This is a genomic window from Winogradskya humida (assembly GCF_016862215.1).
GTDB classification, from domain to species: domain Bacteria; phylum Actinomycetota; class Actinomycetes; order Mycobacteriales; family Micromonosporaceae; genus Actinoplanes; species Actinoplanes humidus.
In genome coordinates this window covers 16,269-33,354 of record NZ_BOMN01000043.1, presented here as the reverse complement: position 1 = coordinate 33,354, position 17,086 = coordinate 16,269, and the positions used below count along the sequence as shown (strand labels likewise).

At 69.6% G+C, this 17,086-nt stretch carries 20 protein-coding genes; 4 read left to right on the top strand and 16 right to left on the bottom strand.

From position 1 onward, the window contains the following. Positions 1-41 precede the first annotated feature (41 nt). Genes Ahu01nite_RS19180 through pyrR form a run of 3 tightly spaced genes read right to left on the bottom strand, consistent with a single transcriptional unit; the run spans position 42 to position 2,796 of the window. Complete coding sequence (locus Ahu01nite_RS19180) at positions 42-1,307, bottom strand: dihydroorotase (protein WP_203837930.1); 1,266 nt, start codon at positions 1,305-1,307, stop codon at positions 42-44. After that, complete coding sequence (locus tag Ahu01nite_RS19175; protein WP_203837929.1) at positions 1,304-2,227, bottom strand: aspartate carbamoyltransferase catalytic subunit; 924 nt, start codon at positions 2,225-2,227, stop codon at positions 1,304-1,306. Before Ahu01nite_RS19175 ends, Ahu01nite_RS19180 begins: the two co-directional genes overlap by 4 nt. After that, positions 2,224-2,796, bottom strand: coding sequence for a bifunctional pyr operon transcriptional regulator/uracil phosphoribosyltransferase PyrR (gene pyrR, locus Ahu01nite_RS19170; RefSeq protein WP_203837928.1), 573 nt, complete (start codon positions 2,794-2,796; stop codon positions 2,224-2,226). The genes Ahu01nite_RS19175 and pyrR overlap by 4 nt, the downstream gene beginning before the upstream one ends. 292 nt (positions 2,797-3,088) lie before the next feature. On the opposite strand from pyrR, the gene bldD reads away from it, so the two are divergent. The 3 genes from bldD to Ahu01nite_RS19155 all read left to right on the top strand — a co-directional run bounded on the left by bldD (position 3,089) and on the right by Ahu01nite_RS19155 (position 4,896). After that, positions 3,089-3,577, top strand: a complete 489-nt coding sequence (bldD, locus tag Ahu01nite_RS19165; protein ID WP_015624001.1) for a transcriptional regulator BldD — start codon at positions 3,089-3,091, stop codon at positions 3,575-3,577. 123 nt (positions 3,578-3,700) lie between these two features. Next, positions 3,701-4,186 (top strand): hypothetical protein, encoded by a 486-nt coding sequence (locus Ahu01nite_RS19160; RefSeq protein WP_203837927.1) that lies wholly within the window; start codon positions 3,701-3,703, stop codon positions 4,184-4,186. A gap of 23 nt (positions 4,187-4,209) precedes the next feature. Next, on the top strand, positions 4,210-4,896 hold the full coding sequence (locus tag Ahu01nite_RS19155; RefSeq protein ID WP_239158963.1) for a Crp/Fnr family transcriptional regulator: 687 nt from the start codon (positions 4,210-4,212) through the stop codon (positions 4,894-4,896). Between the two features lie 167 nt (positions 4,897-5,063). Here Ahu01nite_RS19155 and nusB read toward each other — a convergent pair whose 3' ends face one another. From nusB to aroB, 4 genes are all read right to left on the bottom strand, one after another. After that, a complete protein-coding gene (gene nusB, locus Ahu01nite_RS19150; protein ID WP_203837941.1) occupies positions 5,064-5,474 on the bottom strand; it encodes a transcription antitermination factor NusB in 411 nt (136 codons plus the stop codon). A 35-nt stretch (positions 5,475-5,509) separates the two neighbouring features. Further along, positions 5,510-6,067, bottom strand: coding sequence for an elongation factor P (efp, locus tag Ahu01nite_RS19145; protein WP_203837925.1), 558 nt, complete (start codon positions 6,065-6,067; stop codon positions 5,510-5,512). Positions 6,068-6,112: 45 nt separating this feature from the next. Then, entirely contained in the window at positions 6,113-6,574 is a 462-nt protein-coding gene (aroQ, locus tag Ahu01nite_RS19140; RefSeq protein WP_203837924.1) for a type II 3-dehydroquinate dehydratase, read from the bottom strand. Between the two features lie 82 nt (positions 6,575-6,656). After that, on the bottom strand, positions 6,657-7,736 hold the full coding sequence (gene aroB / locus Ahu01nite_RS19135) for a 3-dehydroquinate synthase (RefSeq protein ID WP_203837923.1): 1,080 nt from the start codon (positions 7,734-7,736) through the stop codon (positions 6,657-6,659). 69 nt (positions 7,737-7,805) lie between these two features. Here aroB and Ahu01nite_RS19130 point away from each other — a divergent pair, with 69 nt between their 5' ends. Beyond that, positions 7,806-8,471, top strand: coding sequence for a Clp protease N-terminal domain-containing protein (locus Ahu01nite_RS19130; protein WP_203837922.1), 666 nt, complete (start codon positions 7,806-7,808; stop codon positions 8,469-8,471). On the opposite strand, the gene Ahu01nite_RS19125 is transcribed toward Ahu01nite_RS19130, so the two are convergent. From Ahu01nite_RS19125 to Ahu01nite_RS19085, 9 genes are all read right to left on the bottom strand, one after another. Next, positions 8,464-8,970: a shikimate kinase gene (locus Ahu01nite_RS19125; protein ID WP_203837921.1), complete on the bottom strand. Its 507-nt coding sequence runs from the start codon at positions 8,968-8,970 to the stop codon at positions 8,464-8,466. The two genes, Ahu01nite_RS19130 and Ahu01nite_RS19125, sit on opposite strands and share 8 nt — an antisense overlap. Then, positions 8,970-10,148 (bottom strand): chorismate synthase, encoded by a 1,179-nt coding sequence (aroC, locus tag Ahu01nite_RS19120; protein ID WP_203837920.1) that lies wholly within the window; start codon positions 10,146-10,148, stop codon positions 8,970-8,972. Before aroC ends, Ahu01nite_RS19125 begins: the two co-directional genes overlap by 1 nt. A 65-nt stretch (positions 10,149-10,213) precedes the next feature. Beyond that, positions 10,214-11,044, bottom strand: a complete 831-nt coding sequence (locus tag Ahu01nite_RS19115) for a shikimate dehydrogenase (RefSeq protein ID WP_203837919.1) — start codon at positions 11,042-11,044, stop codon at positions 10,214-10,216. A gap of 101 nt (positions 11,045-11,145) precedes the next feature. Then, entirely contained in the window at positions 11,146-12,333 is a 1,188-nt protein-coding gene (mltG, locus tag Ahu01nite_RS19110) for an endolytic transglycosylase MltG (protein WP_203837918.1), read from the bottom strand. Then, positions 12,330-12,791 carry a Holliday junction resolvase RuvX gene (ruvX, locus tag Ahu01nite_RS19105; RefSeq protein WP_203837917.1) on the bottom strand — a complete coding sequence of 154 codons (462 nt, stop codon included), beginning with the start codon at positions 12,789-12,791 and terminating at the stop codon, positions 12,330-12,332. The genes mltG and ruvX overlap by 4 nt, the downstream gene beginning before the upstream one ends. Before the next feature lie 17 nt (positions 12,792-12,808). After that, positions 12,809-15,493 (bottom strand): alanine--tRNA ligase, encoded by a 2,685-nt coding sequence (alaS, locus tag Ahu01nite_RS19100; RefSeq protein WP_203837916.1) that lies wholly within the window; start codon positions 15,491-15,493, stop codon positions 12,809-12,811. Further along, the gene (locus tag Ahu01nite_RS19095; RefSeq protein ID WP_203837915.1) at positions 15,493-15,795 is read right to left on the bottom strand and encodes a hypothetical protein; all 303 of its coding nucleotides are present in this window, start codon (positions 15,793-15,795) and stop codon (positions 15,493-15,495) included. Before Ahu01nite_RS19095 ends, alaS begins: the two co-directional genes overlap by 1 nt. A 10-nt stretch (positions 15,796-15,805) precedes the next feature. After that, the gene (locus Ahu01nite_RS19090) at positions 15,806-16,267 is read right to left on the bottom strand and encodes a DUF948 domain-containing protein (RefSeq protein ID WP_203837914.1); all 462 of its coding nucleotides are present in this window, start codon (positions 16,265-16,267) and stop codon (positions 15,806-15,808) included. A gap of 76 nt (positions 16,268-16,343) precedes the next feature. Then, the gene (locus tag Ahu01nite_RS19085; RefSeq protein ID WP_239158964.1) at positions 16,344-17,000 is read right to left on the bottom strand and encodes a hypothetical protein; all 657 of its coding nucleotides are present in this window, start codon (positions 16,998-17,000) and stop codon (positions 16,344-16,346) included. Positions 17,001-17,086 lie beyond the last annotated feature (86 nt).

Genomic DNA, 17,086 nt, shown 5'->3' with positions numbered 1-17,086 from the left:
ACCAGGGCGGCTACGCCGCGATGCATCAAACGTCGGAGTGTTCACTTGACTGCCTTCCCATCCAGGACTGTCGGCTCGCCCCGGAGGAAGGTCGCGACGATGCGACCCGGCAGGGTGGTGCCCGCGTACGGTGTGTTGCGGCTGCGGCTGGCCAGCTCGGCGGGGTCCACGACCCGGCGCGCGGCCGGATCCACCAGCGTGAGGTTGGCCGGCGAGCCGGGGCTGAGGTCGGTGCCGTGCCCGGTGAGACCCGCGATCCGGGCCGGAGCCCGCGACATCCGTTCGGCGATCAGCTCCCACTGCTCACCGAGGACGCTGAGCACGACCGGGAGGGCGGTTTCCAGACCGACCATGCCCGGGCGGGCGTACGCCCATTCGCACTCTTTGTCCTCCACGGCGTGCGGCGCGTGGTCGGTGGCGACGATGTCGATCACGCCCTCGATCAGCGCCTGACGCAGCGCCTCGACATCCTTGGCCGTACGCAACGGAGGGTTGACCTTGTAGACCGGGTCGTAGCTGGCCGCAAGCTCGTCGGTGAGCAGCAGGTGGTGCGGGGTGACCTCGGCGGTGACGCGTACGCCCCGGGCCTTGGCCTGGCGCAGCACCTCGACGGAGCCGGCGGTGGAGACGTGGCAGACGTGCAGGCGGCTGCCCACGTGCTCGGCGAGCAGCACGTCGCGGGCGATGATCGCCTCCTCGGCGACCGCGGGCCAGCCGGTCAGGCCGAGCCGCGTGGACACCTCGCCCTCGTGCATCTGCGCGCCCTCGGTGAGCCGGGGCTCCTCGGCGTGCTGGGCGATGATGCCGTCGAACGCCTTCACGTATTCCAGGGCGCGGCGCATCAGCCGGGGGTCGGCGACGCAGTGCCCGTCGTCGGAGAAGATCCGCACGTTCGCGGCCGAGGTCGCCATCGCGCCCAGCTCGGCCATCTGCTTGCCGGCGAGCCCGACGGTGACCGCGCCGATCGGCTGGACGTCGACCAGCCCGGCCTCGCGGCCCAGCCGCCAGACCTGCTCGACCACGCCCGCGGTGTCGGCGACCGGCGAGGTGTTGGCCATCGCGAAGACCGCCGTGTAACCGCCGAGCGCCGCGGCACGCGAACCGGTCTCGACCGTCTCAGCGTCCTCGCGTCCGGGTTCGCGCAGGTGGGTGTGCAGGTCGACCAGCCCCGGCAGAGCGACCAGGCCGGTGGCGTCGATCGTCTCGTCAGCCTTGCCTGCGCCGGAAGCGATCACCCCGTCCTTGATCAGCAGGTCGGTCGGTGAGCCGCCGAGGACGGAGACCCCTTTGAGTAAGTACGAGGTCATGCCTTGCCTCCGAGCAGAAGGTAGAGAACCGCCATCCGGGCGCTGACGCCGTTGGCAACCTGTTCAACGATGGTGGAGCGCGACGAGTCCGCGACCTCCGGGGCGATCTCCATGCCGCGGTTCATCGGGCCGGGGTGCATGACGATCGCGTGCTCCGGCAGCTTGCGCATGCGCGGGGCGTCGAGCCCATAGCGGCGGCTGTACTCGCGCGCCGAGGGGAAGTAGGAGTCCTGCATCCGCTCCGTCTGGACCCGCAGCATCATCACGACGTCGGAGTCCGCGAGCACGCTGTCCAGGTCGTAGGTGACCTTGATGCCCGGCGCCAGCGCGGCGGCGACGTCGAGCGGGATCAGCGTCGGCGGTCCGACCACGGTGACGTGCGCGCCGAGCGTGGTGAGCAGCAGGACGTTCGACCGGGCGACCCTGCTGTGCAGGACGTCACCGACGATCGCGACCTTGAGGCCTTCGATCTTTCCAAGCCTGGACCGCATGGTGTACGCGTCGAGCAGCGCCTGCGTCGGGTGCTCGTGCGTACCGTCGCCGGCGTTGATGACCGAACCGTCCACCCACGAGGCGAGCCGGTGCGGCGCGCCTGAGGCGGGGTGCCGGATGACGACCGCGTCCGCGCCCATGGCCTGCAGGGTGAGCGCGGTGTCCTTGAGGCTCTCACCCTTCGAGACGCTGGAGCCCTTCGCGGAAAAATTGATGACGTCCGCCGAGAGCCGTTTGGCGGCGGCCTCAAAACTGATGCGGGTACGCGTGGAGTCCTCGTAGAAGAGGTTGACCACCGTCCGTCCGCGCAGGGTCGGCAGCTTCTTGACCTCACGCCCCGCGAGGGCGGCCATCTCACCCGCCGTGTCCAGGATCAGCGTGGCTGTCGCCGCGTCGAGGTCCGCGGCCGACTTCAGATGCTTGATCATGCGGCGTCTCCGTACAGCTTGACCTCGTCGACGCCGTCGTCGGTCTCGGCGAGCGACACCCGCACCTTCTCGCTCAGCGCGGTGGGGATGTTCTTGCCCACGTAGTCGGCCCGAATGGGCAGTTCGCGGTGACCGCGGTCGACGAGAACGGCCAGCTGCACCGAGCTCGGCCGGCCGACATCGCTGAGAGCATCAAGGGCCGCTCGCACCGTACGCCCGGAGAACAGCACGTCGTCGACGAGGATCACCCGCCGCCCGTCAAGCCCGTCACCAGGGATTTCTGTCCTGCCGAGGGCCCGGGTCGCGTGCAGCCGCAGGTCGTCGCGGTAGAGGGTGATGTCGAGTGCGCCGACCGGGATGTCGATGCCCTCGAAGGCGTGGATCCGGGCGGCCAGACGGTGGGCGAGCGGGACGCCGCGGGTCGGAATTCCCAGGAGAACCGTGCCGGTGGCGCCGGAGGTCTTCTCGAGGATCTGGTGCGCGATCCGGTCGACGACCCTGTGCAGGTCGGACCCCGAAAGAATGACCTTGCCGGGAACTGTTTCGGTGTCTGCGCGTGGTGGTGCCACGGCGGACCTCCTTCCCCGCCTCACGGGACGGGTCGTTAAAGAAGGGTTGAACCAGGCCCCCCGATCATGGGGAGCCCGATGGCTGACGCTACGTTACCAGCGAGTGCGGCGATGACCATGGTGACGTGGCCTACCCACGGGACCAGACGGACGAATGCGGGCAATCTCCCCCCTGGCTCAGCGACTCATAGGCAACCGACACTTGACCAGGCGTCGCAAACTCCGTACCGTCACGCAGCGTAGCGATCCGGAGGAAGAACCCTCCGGGCCAGCACAGTACTGGAGTGTCCGAATGCCGTCTGAGTACGCCAAATCGCTTGGCGCCCGCCTGCGCTCCATCCGCCAGCAGCAGGGCCTGTCCCTGCAGGGCGTGGAGGAGAAGTCCAACGGCCGCTGGAAGGCCGTCGTGGTGGGCTCGTACGAGCGTGGCGACCGTGCCGTCACCGTCTCCCGCCTGGCCGAGCTGGCCGACTTCTACCGGGTCCCCGTCTCCGAGCTGCTGCCCGACGGCAGTGGCGTCCGGCTCGAGGCCACCAACAAGATCGTGCTCGACCTGGAGAAGCTGTACGACGCGGCCGGCGAGGACCTCGCCTACGTCGCCCGTTACGCCCGGGCCATCCAGCAGCAGCGCGGTGACTACAACGGACGCGTGCTCTCCATCCGCGCCGACGACCTGCGCGCGCTCGCGATCGTCTACGACATCTCGCCGTCGGGCCTGATCGAGCGTCTCACCGAGCAGGGCGTGCTGGTCGCCGACCCGCGCGCGTTCTTCGCGAGCTGAACCCGCACCATCTGAGTCCGCGTCGCCCCGGCGACGCGGACTTTTTGGTGCCGTGATCCGGCGCACCCCCGCAGCCGATATTTCGAGGTATTACGGGGACCGGGCCCGGCCGACACTGAATCCATGGCGACCATCGCACGCGACGACCAGCAGCCCGCCGACCCCATGCTCGCCCTGCACACCGCCGAGTTCGTCCAGCGCACCATCCGGCACGCCGACACCAAGATCGCGGCCATCTCCAGTGTGGTCCTCGGCGGCGCCGCCCTGCTCGCCGGCCGGGTCACCGACCTCGCCACGCTGGCCGGAGCCGACGTGTGGATGCGTTACGCGGCGGGCGTCCTCACCGCGATCGCGATCGCCGGTCTCGCCGGCGCCGCCTGGTTCCTGGCCGACGCGCTGCGCCCCCGGCTCGACACGGCCGGCGGCACCGGACGGCTCGGGCCGGCGGACGGGGACTTCCGGGAGCTCGTCGAGGTGCTGTCGCGGATCGCGATCGCGAAGCACCTGCGCGTACGCCGAAGCCTGAACTGCCTGATCGTCGCCGCCGCAGCCATGATCGGGTGGGAGCTGCTGATCGCCGTTCCCGCTCTGCTCTCGCACGCCGGCTGATGGGCGGGGTGATACTGGGAGACGTGGCGCAAATACTGCCCTCGTTCCCACCGACCACATTGCTCGGCCGGCTCGACCCGGCCACCCTCGATCGCATCCTCGCGCTCGGCGTGCGGCGCACCGTCGCGGCAGGCACGCCGCTGCTGACCGAGGATGCGACCGAGACCCATGTGATCGTGCTCCGGCACGCGCTCACCAAGGTCTCGGCGCGGATGGCCGACGGGCGGCAGGCCCTGCTGGACATCCGGGTCTCCGGGGACCTGATCGGCGAGACGGCCGCGCTGAACGGCACCCCACGCATGGCCACCGTGACGGCGTGTACGACATCGAGCTTCAATGTCATCCATCTCCACGAGTTCCGCCCGTTCTTGCGCGACAACCCGGAGGCGGCGCTCGCGGTGGCGGGAACCGTCGCCGACCGCTTGCGCCGGTCCAACCGGACCCGCGTCGACTTCGCGTCCTATCCGGTCAAGGTGCGGCTCGCCCGGGTGCTGTCGGAGATCGCCGAGATGCACGGACTGCGTATTCCGGCGGGGATCCAGCTGGGCGTGCATCTGACCCAGACGGAGCTCGCCGGGTTGTGCAGCGCTGCCGAGGTTTCCCTGCAGAAGGCGATGCGTGAATTGCGCGAGGCCGGGCTGGTCGACACCGGTTACCGTCGCGTGGTCGTGCTCCAACCGGCCGCGCTGCGCGAGCTGGCCGATCTTTGAACGAGCTGGCCGATCTTTGAAAACGAGCTGGCCGATCTTTGAAAACCGGCCGGGCTACGAGCTGGCCGATCCTTGAAAACCGGCCGGGCTACGAGCTGGCCGATCGGGGAGAACCGACGGAGGTCCGGGCGCTGGGTCAGCAGAAGCGACCCGGCCCGGACCGGCCGTCAGCGGGTGGCGAACTCGGCGATGCGCCCGAGGATGCCGTTGAGGAAGCGGGGACTGTCGTCCGTGGACATCTGCTTGGCGAGCTCGACCGCCTCGGAGATGGCCACCGGGTCGTCGATCTCCCCGACGTAGAGCAGCTCGTAGACCGCGATGCGGGCCAGGTTGCGGTCGACCACGGGCATGCGGTCGATGGTCCAGCCCTCGGCGTAGCTGGAGATCAGCTCGTCGATCCGGTCCAGATGTTTCGCCACGCCCTCGACCAGGCTGACCGTGTAGTCGAGGTGATCGGGGCGCGGCTTCTCGATCCGGTCCAGGTAGGTGACGAGCACCTGGGCCGGTGGGAGGTCCCGGAGGTCGGCCTCGTAGAGGACGTCCAGGGCCCGCTTGCGCGCCTTGCGGCGCGCAGGCATCTGCGTCTTGGGACCTTCAGCCATTTACCAGGACCTCAGCTACGGCCGAGGTAACGGCCGTCGCGGGTGTCGACCTTGATCTTCTCACCGGTGGTGATGAAGAGCGGGACCTGCACGGTCGCGCCGGTCTCGACCGTCGCCGGCTTGGTGCCACCGGTCGAGCGGTCGCCCTGCAGGCCGGGCTCGGTATAGGTGACCTCGAGGAAGACGCTGGTCGCGAGCTCGATGTAGAGCGGGACGCCCTCGTGGGTCGCCACCGTCGCCTCGGCCTCCGGCAGCAGGTAGTTGGCGTTCTCGCCGACCGTGCCGCCGGGCACCGTGATCTGGTCGAAGGTGTCCAGGTCCATGAAGACGAAGTCCTCACCGTCCTGGTAGAGGTACTGCATCGTCCGCTTGTCGACCGTGGCCGTCTCGACCTTGGTGCCGGCGTTGAAGGTCTTGTCCACGACCTTGCCGGAGAGGACGTTCTTCAGCGTGGTGCGCACGAACGCGCCGCCCTTGCCCGGCTTGACGTGCTGGAACTCAACCACGGCCCAGAGGTCGCCGTCGAGGTTGAGAACCAGGCCGTTCTTCAGGTCGTTGGTGGAAGCCATGTCCTGCCTTGGGAAGAGGGAAAACGTAGAGGTGACCGGCCGAGTTTACCGGCGCGACCCGTCACCAGGCGAATCGGGGCGCGGGCGTCCCGCGACATGTGCCAGCGCGAGGCGGTATCCGTCGACGCCGAGACCCGCGATGACCCCGGTCGCGACCGCGGAGATCACCGAGTGGTGCCGGAACTCCTCGCGGGTATGAATGTTGGAGATGTGCACCTCGACCAGGGCGTCGCGCAGCATCGCGCAGGCGTCGCGGACGGCGTAGGAGTAGTGCGACCAGGCACCCGGGTTGAGCACGACCGCTGCCTGCTCGTCGGCCGCGGCGTGCAGCCACGCCAGCATCTCGTGCTCCGCGTCGGTCTGCCGGACCACGACGTCGAGGCCGAGATCCTTGCCCGCCGCCTCGCAGAGCGCCACCAGGTCGGCGTAGGTGGTGTGGCCGTAGACCTCGGGCTGCCGGGTCCCGAGGCGCCCGAGGTTAGGACCGTTCAGCACGTAGACCTTCACTCTGCCCCCTTTGGCATGCCTTCGTGGCCCTCACCCTCGCGGTCGTCCGAAAGCGGACGTGGGCGCGGTGTGGTGCAGTCGGTCATGCTGCTGCCACCGCCAGGTACGCCTGCGCCAGCATGCCCTCGTCGGCGATCGAGAGGATGCCCGGCTTGGCGAGGCCGTCGAGGACGACGAAGCGCAGGGTGTCGGCGCGGGCCTTCTTGTCGATGCGCATGGCCGGGAGCAGCTCGTCCCAGGCGTCGGCGCGGTAGGTCGTCGGCAGGCCGAGCAGCTGCAGCACGGCGCTGTGCCGGGCCGCGGTGGCGGCGTCGAGGCTGCCGGAGATGCGGCCCAGCTCGGCGGCGTACACCAGGCCGACCGAGACCGCGTGGCCGTGGCGCCACCGGAAGCGCTCGTTCTTCTCGATCGCGTGGCCGAGGGTGTGGCCGTAGTTGAGGAACTCGCGGGGACCGGACTCGCGCAGATCGGCGCTCACCACCTCGGTCTTGACCCGGATGGCCCGCTCGACCAGCTCCCGCAGCACGGGGGCGGCAGGGTCGGCCGACGCGGCCGGGTCGCCCTCGATCAGGTCCAGGATCACCGGGTCGGCGATGAAGCCGCACTTGACGACCTCGGCCAGGCCGGCGAGCAGGTCGTCGGCGGGCTGGGTGGCCAGCAGGTCGAGGTCGCAGAGCACCCCGGCCGGGGGGTGGAACGCGCCGACCAGGTTCTTACCGGCGGCGATGTTGACGCCGGTCTTGCCGCCGACGGCCGCGTCGACCATGCCGAGCAGCGAGGACGAGACCGGCACCCAGCGCACGCCGCGCAGCCAGCTCGCGGCGACGAACCCGGCCAGGTCGGTGACCGCTCCCCCGCCGACACCGATCACGACGTCGGTGCGGGTGAACCCGGCGGCGCCCAGCTCGTCCCAGCAGCGGGCGGCGACCTCGACGCTCTTGCCGGCCTCGGCGTCGGGCACCTCGATCGGCAGGGGGCGCAGACCGGCGGCGGCCAGCACGTCGGCGACCTGCCCGGCATGCTGCTTCAACGGCGCCGAATAGAGCACGGCGGCACGGGCGGCACCCTCGACCAGCGTGGGCAGGGTATCGAGCAGGCCCCGGCCGACGAGCACGTCGTAGGGCCGGTCACCGGTCACGGAAATACGCGTCACGTCGTCCATCAGGTCAGATGTTAGCGTGAAAGCATGGGGTTATAGACAGATAACCCCATGAGGGGTTACACCTGGGACATGCCAAAAATCAACGTTTATCTGCCCGATGACCTGGCCGACGCCGTACGCGAAGCCGGCCTCCCGGTGTCCGCAATCTGTCAACGCGCCCTGGAGCAGGCGGTCAGCCGTGTCGCCGCCATCCGCCGGACGATCCTCGACGTCCGCGAGCCCGTCGACCTGGCCGCCCAGCTGCCGAACTTCACCCCGCGGGCCGTCGCCACCCTGACCCTGGCCATCGACCGGGCCCGCGCCGCCGGAGCGGCCACCGTCACCACCGCGGACCTGCTGCACGGCATCCTGGCCGAGGGCACCAACCTCGCCGTGCAGGTCCTCGCCGCGATGGAGATCGACCCCGCGGCGATCGTCGTGCCGTCGGGTGCCGAGGACGGGCGCCCGGCCGCCAACGCCCTCGAGCTGGCCGTCACCGAGGCGACCGCGATGGGCCACAACTATGTGGGCTGCGAGCACCTGCTGATCGCGCTGGCCGCCGAGCCGGACGGGCTGGCCGGACAGGTGCTGCGCGACGCCGGCGCGGACGCACGCAGCTCCCGGCGGGCGGTGAGTGCTGCCGTCGCGGGCTACGCCCACCTGCGCGCGACCACCAAGGAGCCCGCGAACCTGCTCCAGGCCGCGCTGGCGCCGATCGTCCAGCGCATCGAAGCGCTGGAAGCGAGGATCAGCTGACTTTCAGCAGGTCGGCAAGCTCCGCGGCGATCTCGGACGGCGGGCGCGAATCGGTGCTCACCGTGTGGGTCGCCACCGAGGCGTAGAGCGGGCGGCGCTGCTCCATCAGGTATTTCAGCGTCGCCCGCGGGTTCACGCTCAGCAGCGGACGACCCGCGCCGAGCCCGACCCGCTTGACGGCGTCGGGCAGCTCCACCGACAGGAACACCACCGTGTGCGGTCGCAGGGCGTCACGCGTACCCGGATCGAGAATGGCACCGCCACCCAGCGCGAGCACCCCCTCGAACGAGTCGAGGGCGCCGGCGATCTCCTCACGCTCCAGCTGGCGGAACGTGTCCTCGCCCTCGTCGAAGAAGATCTCCGGGATCGGCTTGCCGGCCCGCTCCTCGATCAGGTGGTCGGTGTCGACGAACGCGACGCCGAGCAGCGCCGCGATGGCCTGCCCGACCGTGGTCTTGCCGGCGCCGGGCGGGCCCACCACCACCGCTACGGGCGCCATCAGCGGATCAGCAGACTGTCGAGGTAGCTCGCGACGTTGCGGCGGATCTCGGCGACCGAGTCGCCGCCGAACTTCTCCGTCGCGGCCTCCGCCAGCACCAGCGCCACCATCGCCTCGGCGACCACGCCACCGGCGGCCACAGCCGTGATGTCGGAGCGCTGGTTGATCGCCGTCGCCGCCTCACCGGTCACGACGTCGACCGTCTGCAACGCACGGTTAAGGGACGAAATGGGCTTGAGTGCAGCGCGTACTCGCAGGTTCTCACCGTTGGTGATGCCGCCCTCGAGGCCGCCCGCACGGTCCGTGATGCGGCGTACGCCGTCGGGGGTGTTGATGATCTCGTCGTGCGCGACCGAACCCCGCGACCGGGCCTGGGTGAAACCGTCGCCGATCTCCACGCCCTTGACCGACTGGATGGACATCAGCGCGGTGGCCAGCCGGGCGTCCAGCTTGCGGTCCCACTGCACATGCGATCCCAGGCCTGGCGGTACGCCGTACGCCAGCACCTCGACGATGCCGCCCAGCGTGTCAGCGTCCTTCTTCGCCGCGTCGACCTCGGCAACCATCCGCGCGCTCGCCTCGGGGTCGAGGCAGCGCAGCGGGTCGGCGTCGATGCGCTCGGCGTCGTCGGGCGTGGGGATCAGCCCGGCCTTGGCCACGACCGAACCCAACTCGATCACGTGGGAGACGACGTCGATGCCCAGCGCCTGCTTGACCAGCGCCTTCGCCACCACGCCGACGGCGACCCGGGCCGCGGTCTCCCGGGCGCTGGCGCGCTCGAGGATCGGCCGGGCGTCGGTGTGCCCGTACTTCTGCATGCCCGCCAGGTCGGCGTGCCCGGGGCGGGGACGGGTCAGCGGCGCGTTGCGCGACTGCGACGCGAGCTCTTCCTCGTCGACCGGGTCGGCTGCCATCACGGTGCGCCACTTGGGCCACTCCGAGTTGCCGATGCGGATGGCCACGGGGCTGCCCAGCGTGAGCCCGTGCCGGATGCCGCCGATGATCTCGATCTCGTCCTGCTCGAACTTCATCCGCGCACCCCGGCCATAACCGAGCCGGCGGCGCGCGAGGTCGCGGGCGATGTCCTCGCTCGTCACCCGCACCCCGGCGGGCACGCCCTCCATCAGGGCGACAAGCGCCGGTCCATGGGATTCACCTGCGGTAAGCCAGCGCAACACGGGTCACAGTCTGGCACGCCCCCGTCGCGGTCCGCCGTCCGCCACCCGCCATCCCGCCCAGCGGACTACCGGACCGACGCGGCCGCGGTCAGTGCTTCGCGCATCGCCCGCTCCGGGGCCGGCCGTACCCCGGTGAAGTGCTCGAACTGCCCGAGGGCCTGAGCGAGCAACAGATCAAGCCCGGACACCACACGTACGCCGTGAGCGCCGGCCGCCGCCGCCAGCGGGGTCGGCCACGGGTCGTAGATCGCGTCGAACAGCACCGCTCGCGGCCGCCACGTGACCCGGGTGACCAGGGTGTCCGCCGCGCCCTTGGGGACCGTCGAGACGATCGCGTCGGCGTCGAAGGCACCGGCCGCGTCGGCCCAGGCGATGCCCTGGAGTTTCAGCCCGAGCGTTTCCGCCGTCGAGGTCAGCTCGTCGCGGGCCTCGGGACGACGGGTGACCAGCGTGACCTCGTCGGCGCCGAGCTCCGCGGCCGCGGCCAGGGCGGCCCGCGCGGTGCCGCCACCGCCCAGCACGGTCACCCGGGGATTGTTCTTGAGGCCGGCGTCGCGCAGGACGCGGACCATGCCCGCGACGTCGGTGTTGTCGGCGTACCAGGTGCCGTCGTCACGGCGTACCAGAGTATTGGCGGCACCCGACGCGATCGCGACCGGCGACGCCTCCTGGGCCAGCGCGAGGGCCGCCTCTTTGAGCGGCATGGTCAGCGAGAGCCCGGCCCACTCGGGGCCCAGCCCCGCGACCAGGTCGGGAAGCTCGGCCTCGGCGCACTCGATGGTCGTGTAGGACCAGTTGAGCAGGCCCGCGGCGGCGAACCCGGCGGCGTGGATCACCGGTGACAGCGAGTGGCCGATGGGCTTGCCGCAGACGGCGGCCCGGCGATTGACGGTCATCGGTTGCGCGCTTTCGATCGGAGTCGGGGCTGCTTCAGCGTACGGGCAGCGGCGCGGCGGTTTCACCGCCGCGCCGCTTTGTCCGAGTCGTTATCCCGCGCTCAGCACAACGGAATGCCGTTCCTGCACGCCTTCTGGATGTTGGCCTCGTGCTCCGCGTTGGTCGTCGCGAACGCCGAGTTGCCGGCCTTGTCGACCGCCACGAAGAACAGCCACGGCCCGCTCGCCGGTTTCGCGGCACCCGCCAGCGCGCCCTCGCTCGGGTTGTTGATCGGGCCGAGCGGGAGCCCGACCTTCAACTCCGTGGTGTACGGGTTCTTCGGATCCTCGAGCTCGGCCTTCGTCATCTTGCCGGAGTGCTTACCGGACTTGTCGTTCAGATTGAGCCAGTAGTTCGTCGTCACGTCGAACTGCAACGGCATCTTCGGGTCCTTGTACGCCCGGTTGTAGGCGACCCGGGCCACCTTCGGCCAGTCCTTCGCGACACCCGCCTCGGCCTGCGACAACGACGCCACGATCAGCGCCTCGTACGGCGAGACGGACAGCCCCTGCTCGGCGGACTTCACAAAATCCATGTCACCGGTCACGGTGAGGAACTTCTGCACCATCACCGCCAGCATCTCCGCGGCGGTCGCCTTGGGCTTGAACTCGTAGGTGTCCGGATAGAGGAAGCCCTCGATCGTGCCGGAGGCCTTCTTGCCGTCGGTGCGGTTGAACCAGAAGTCCGGGACGCCGAGCGCCTTCGGATCCTTCCCCGCGTCCTCGAAGTCCTTCAACGGCAGGCCGGTCTTCTGCGCGAGCAGCTTGTAGACGTCCCTGGCCGTGGTGCCCGGGGTGATGGTGATCCCCGTCTTCACCCGGCTCTTCGGGTCGAGAAGCATCGTCACGGCATCTTTGGCCGCCATCTGCTTCTTCAGGTTGTAGGTGCCCGCCTGGATGTTCTTGCCCAGCGGGTTCGCCTCGGCCGCCTCGGTGAACGCGGCTGTGCTCTTCACCACGTCGGAGTCGACGAGGGTGTTGCCGATCGCGGTGAGCGACCCCTCCTCGATGACAACCTGCACCGCGTCGGTGCCGGCGCCGTCGTAGTCGGCGGCGGTGAAGAAGCCCTTGACCTTCTCGTAGCCGAGGTAACCCCCGACGCCGAGCACGCCCAGCAGGACAAACACCATCAGGAAAGCGATGGCGGTCTTGCCCTTGCCGCCGCCCTTCGCCCCCTTGGCGCCACGCCGATGGCGAGGTTTACTGCGATCGGCCTCTTCGTCGAACGCCAGGTCCAGCTCGTCGATCATCTCGTCTGCCTCCGCTGTGCGTCCAGCCAGCTCTGCAGGATCTCCACCGCGGCCGCCTGGTCGACGACCGCCCGTTGCCGTTTGCCCCGTACGCCGCGCTCGGCAAGCCTACGGGTCGCGACCACGGTCGACATCCGCTCGTCCGCCAGCACGATCGGGACCTGCCCGACCGCGCGTTCCAGCCGCCCAGCGTACGCACGAATGTCTATGGCGGCATCCCCCTCGCGCCCGTTGAGGCGCACGGGGAGGCCAACGACGATCTGCACCACCTCGTGCTCCCCCACGAGGCGAACGAGCTCAGCTATGTCGCGGGGGACGACGTCGGGCGCCGCCCCCATGTCACGGGCGACCGTGACCAGGGGGGTGGCCAGGATCCCGTCGGGGTCGCTGATGGCGACCCCGACGCGCACCTTACCGACATCGACGGCCAGCCGCCTACCCCGCGACCATGCGCTCATCGGGTTGCCCGCCCTTCTCAGGCGGCCTCACCGACCGCCTTCTCCACCGCCGCCAGCAGCGCCGGAACCTGATCGGCGGGGACACCGCCGCCCTGCGCGAGATCGGCGTTGCCGCCGCCCCGGCCGGACAACGCGCCCTTGACCAGATCGGCCGCGGACAGGCCACGGCCCTTGGCGACCGCGTTGACCGCGACGATCAGCGACGCCTTGCCGTTGGCCCGGGCCGCTACCACGACCACCGCCGGACGGGCCGAGTCGATCTTGGCCCGGATCTCCTGCGCAAGGGTACGCACATCGTTGGTCGCGGCACCCTCGGGCGCCTCGGTCCCGACAAAAGCGACACCGCGCAGATCCTGGGCCTGCGCCGCGAGCGCACCCGCACCGCCGAGCACCATCTGCGCCCGCATCTTCTCGAGCTCCTTCTCCGCGTCGCGCAGCGCCGTCACGGTCTGCTCGACCCGGTCGGCGACCTGGTCGCCGGGGACCCGGAACAGCTCCGCGAGCCGTGTGACCAGCAGATGCTCCTTGGCGAGGAAGCCGAACGCGTCGATACCGACGAGCGCCTCGACGCGGCGCACACCGGCACCGATCGACGACTCGTTGAGGATCTTCACCAGGCCGAGCTGGCCGGAGCGGGCCACGTGCGTGCCACCACAAAGTTCACGCGCGTAGTCGCCGACTTCAACCACTCGGACCTCGTCGCCGTACTTCTCCCCGAACAGCGCCATCGCACCGAGCCGGCGTGCCTCGTCCTGGGAGGTGATGAACGCGTGCACTTCGAGGTCCCGCAACAGCACCTCGTTGACCTGCTGCTCGACGTCGTGCAGCACGCTCGCCGACACCGCGCCCGGGGTGTTGAAGTCGAACCGCAGCCGGCCCGGCGCGTTCAGCGAACCCGCCTGCGTCGCCGACTCGCCGAGGAACGCCCGCATCGTCTGGTGGATCAGGTGGGTCGCCGTGTGCGAGCGCGAGATCGCCTTGCGCCGGGTCACGTCGATCTCCGCGAATCCGGCCTCACCCGCGCGCACCTCGCCACGCAGCACCCGCGCCTTGTGGATGATCAGGCCCGGGATCGGCTGCTGCACGTCGACGACCTCGACCTGCCCGCCGCCCACGTTGATCACGCCGGTGTCGGCCTGCTGGCCACCACCCTCGGCGTAGAACGGGGTCGTGTCGAGCACCAGCTCGACGTACTCACCCTCGCCCGCGACCTCGACCGCCGAGCCGCCGGAGCCGAGCAGCGCACGCACCCTCGACTCCCGGGTGACCTCCTGGTAGCCCGTGAACTCGATCGGGCCGCCCTCGTCCAGCACCGTGCGGTAGGCGCTCAGGTCGGCGTGCCCGGTCTTGCGTGCCGCGGCGTCCGCCTTCGCGCGGTTCCGCTGGTCGGCCATCAGCCGGCGGAAGCCCTCCTGGTCGACCTCGAGGCCCTTCTCGGCCGCGATCTCCAGGGTCAGGTCGATCGGGAAGCCGTACGTGTCGTGCAGCTGGAACGCCTGCGCGCCCCCGAGCTTGCTGCCGCCGGACTTCTTGGCATCGGTGATCGCCGTGTCGAGGATCGTCTCGCCCGCACGCAGGGTGGAGAGGAACGCCTCCTCCTCGGCGTACGCGTACTTGGAGATCCGCTCGAAGTCCGTGGCGAGCTCGGGGTACGACGGGGACATGCAGTCACGCGCCACCGGGAGCAGCTCGGGCAGCGCCGGCGCCTCCCAGCCCAGGAGGCGCATCGACCGGATCGCGCGGCGCATGATGCGGCGCAGCACGTAACCGCGGCCCTCGTTGCTGGGGGTCACGCCGTCACCGATGAGCATCAGCGCCGTACGCACGTGGTCCGCGATGACCCGCAGCCGCACGTCGTCCGGGTGCGACTTGCCGGCCTCGTGACCCGAGTGCGCGCCGTACGTCTTGCCGGTCAGCTCCGCCGCGCGCGCCAGGATCGGCTTGACCTCGTCGATCTCGTACAGGTTGTCGACACCCTGCAGGATCGACGCGACCCGCTCCAGGCCCATGCCCGTGTCGATGTTCTTCTTGGGCAGATCCTCGACGATCGTGAAGACTTCCTTGCTCTTCACGTCGGTGATCTCGTACTGCATAAAGACGAGGTTCCAGTACTCCATGTAGCGGTCCTCGTCGACCTCCGGACCACCCTCCGCGCCGTACTCGGGGCCGCGGTCGTAGAACAGCTCCGAGCAGGTGCCACCCGGGCCGGCGATGCCCATGTGCCACCAGTTGTCCTTCTTGCCCCGGCGCACGATCCGCTCGGCGGGCACGCCGATGGCCTGCCACATCCCGAACGCCTCGTCGTCGTCGAGGTAGACGGTCGGCCAGATGCGCTCCGGGTCCAGCCCGAAGCCGCCCTTCTCGATCGGGTTGGTCGACAGCTCCCAGGCGAGCCGGATGGCCTCTTCCTTGAAGTAGTCACCGAACGAGAAGTTGCCGTTCATCTGGAAGAACGTGCCGTGCCGCGAGGTCTTGCCGACCTCGTCGATGTCCGGCGTACGGATGCACTTCTGCACGCTGACCGCGCGCGAGAAGGCCGGGGTCCGCTGACCCAGGAAATACGGGACGAACTGGACCATGCCGGCATTGATGAACAGCAGGTTCGGGTCGTCGATAGCGGGCAGCGGGGCACTCGGCACGACCGTGTGCCCGTTGGCCTCGAAATGCGCCAGAAAGCGCCGCTTGATCTCCGCCGTCTTCATCAGTGACCCTCCTGGGCGTGCCGCCCGCGTGTGCCGTCCTGCGTGTCGTCACGCACGTCGGCGAACTTGTCCTCATACAGCTCGCCCGCGGCGAAGGCCTCGTGGATCTCCTGCTCCCGCTCGGCCATCCCCTCACGGACGTCATCCACGAAGCTACGCAGCGACTCGACGAGTCCGCCAGCGGATTCCGACAGCGACGTCGCGATGCCGGACGGCGTGAACTCGTTGGCCTTACGGGTGAGCTTGCGCACGACGATGGCGCCGACGGCCAGGCCCACGCCCAGCCAGAGCAACCGCTTCATAGGGGTCTTCTCACTTTCCTGCGGCGCGGGCGGCCTTGCGGCGCTGCTTGAGGGTGGCGCGCACGTCGCGCTCGTCCTCGGCGTTCCGGCGGGCGGCCGCGGCCTTACGCAGCCCGTACCCGAAAGAGGCAACCTTGACCAGCGGGTTCGCGGCAGCCGCGGACACCACGGTGGTCAGGTTCGCCACGTTGGCCGTCACGTTCTGCGCGTGCTCGGTCATGGTGTCGATCTTCGCGAGCTGCACGTTCAGACCGTCCAAAGAGACCTGCGTCTGCCCGAGCACCACATTCACGTTCTGTACGGTCTCGGTGACTCCACCGAGCAGCGGCCCGGTCCGGTCGTTCAGGTCGTTGATGGCCTGAGTCGCGGCGTCCACCGTGTGCCGCAACTTCAGGATCGGCACTGCGAGCACGACAACGAGCATCAGGAACGCGCCCGCCGCGATCAGTCCTGCGATTTCTCCGGCGCCCATTACACGCGTCTCCTCTACCTACGATCCCTGGCCCTGACAACGTGCAGAACCCTACCGTCCGTGACCGGAGTCCGCGTCACGACGCCGAGGGTGTCGGCTCCAGCAGCGGGTCGTTCGTCAGGACCGGGTCCGGCGTCTCCCCCACCAGCGAGGGGTTGTCGGCGGGCTCGGCCTTGCCCCGGGGGTCGGTGACGGCGTTCTGCACCTTGATGCTGACGGTCGACCCGGTGCACTTGGACGGGTCGACGGTCTCGACCACCCCATCGGGGCCCAGCGACGGCACCGCATCGGGGTCCTGAGCAGCCACGGCGTCCACCGCGCACTCAGGGATCCGAACCCACAGATCCAGAGTGAACTCGTCCCGCTGCCAGCAGGTGTACTTGCCCTCGGTCGTCGCCGGCTGATCGGTGCACTTCCCGTCGAGCGGCTTCCACCCGGCGGAACTGAGCGCCGACGCGTACGCCGTCGCGGTCTCCCCGAAAGCCTTCTCCGACTGCACCGTCCGCTCCCGGAACCGGCAATCGATGAAACACCACCGGCTGCCCGCGCTGACATCCTCGGACTGCTGATCCGCCCACCCCGGCACGTTCAACGAGTCCAGCGAGGTGAAAACGGGGTCCTTCATCGCCGACCGCACCCCGAAGAACAGCGGCAGCAACCCCAGCACCAGCACACTCAGCACACTCAAGGTCAGCACCCGGAGCCGCCGCTTGGCCCGCATCTGCCTGCGCAACTCCGACCGGGCACCCTTCAACCCACCAACAGCGACCGAATCGTCACTCCCGGCAGCTGCCGCCCGCAACGCCGGCAGATTCTCAC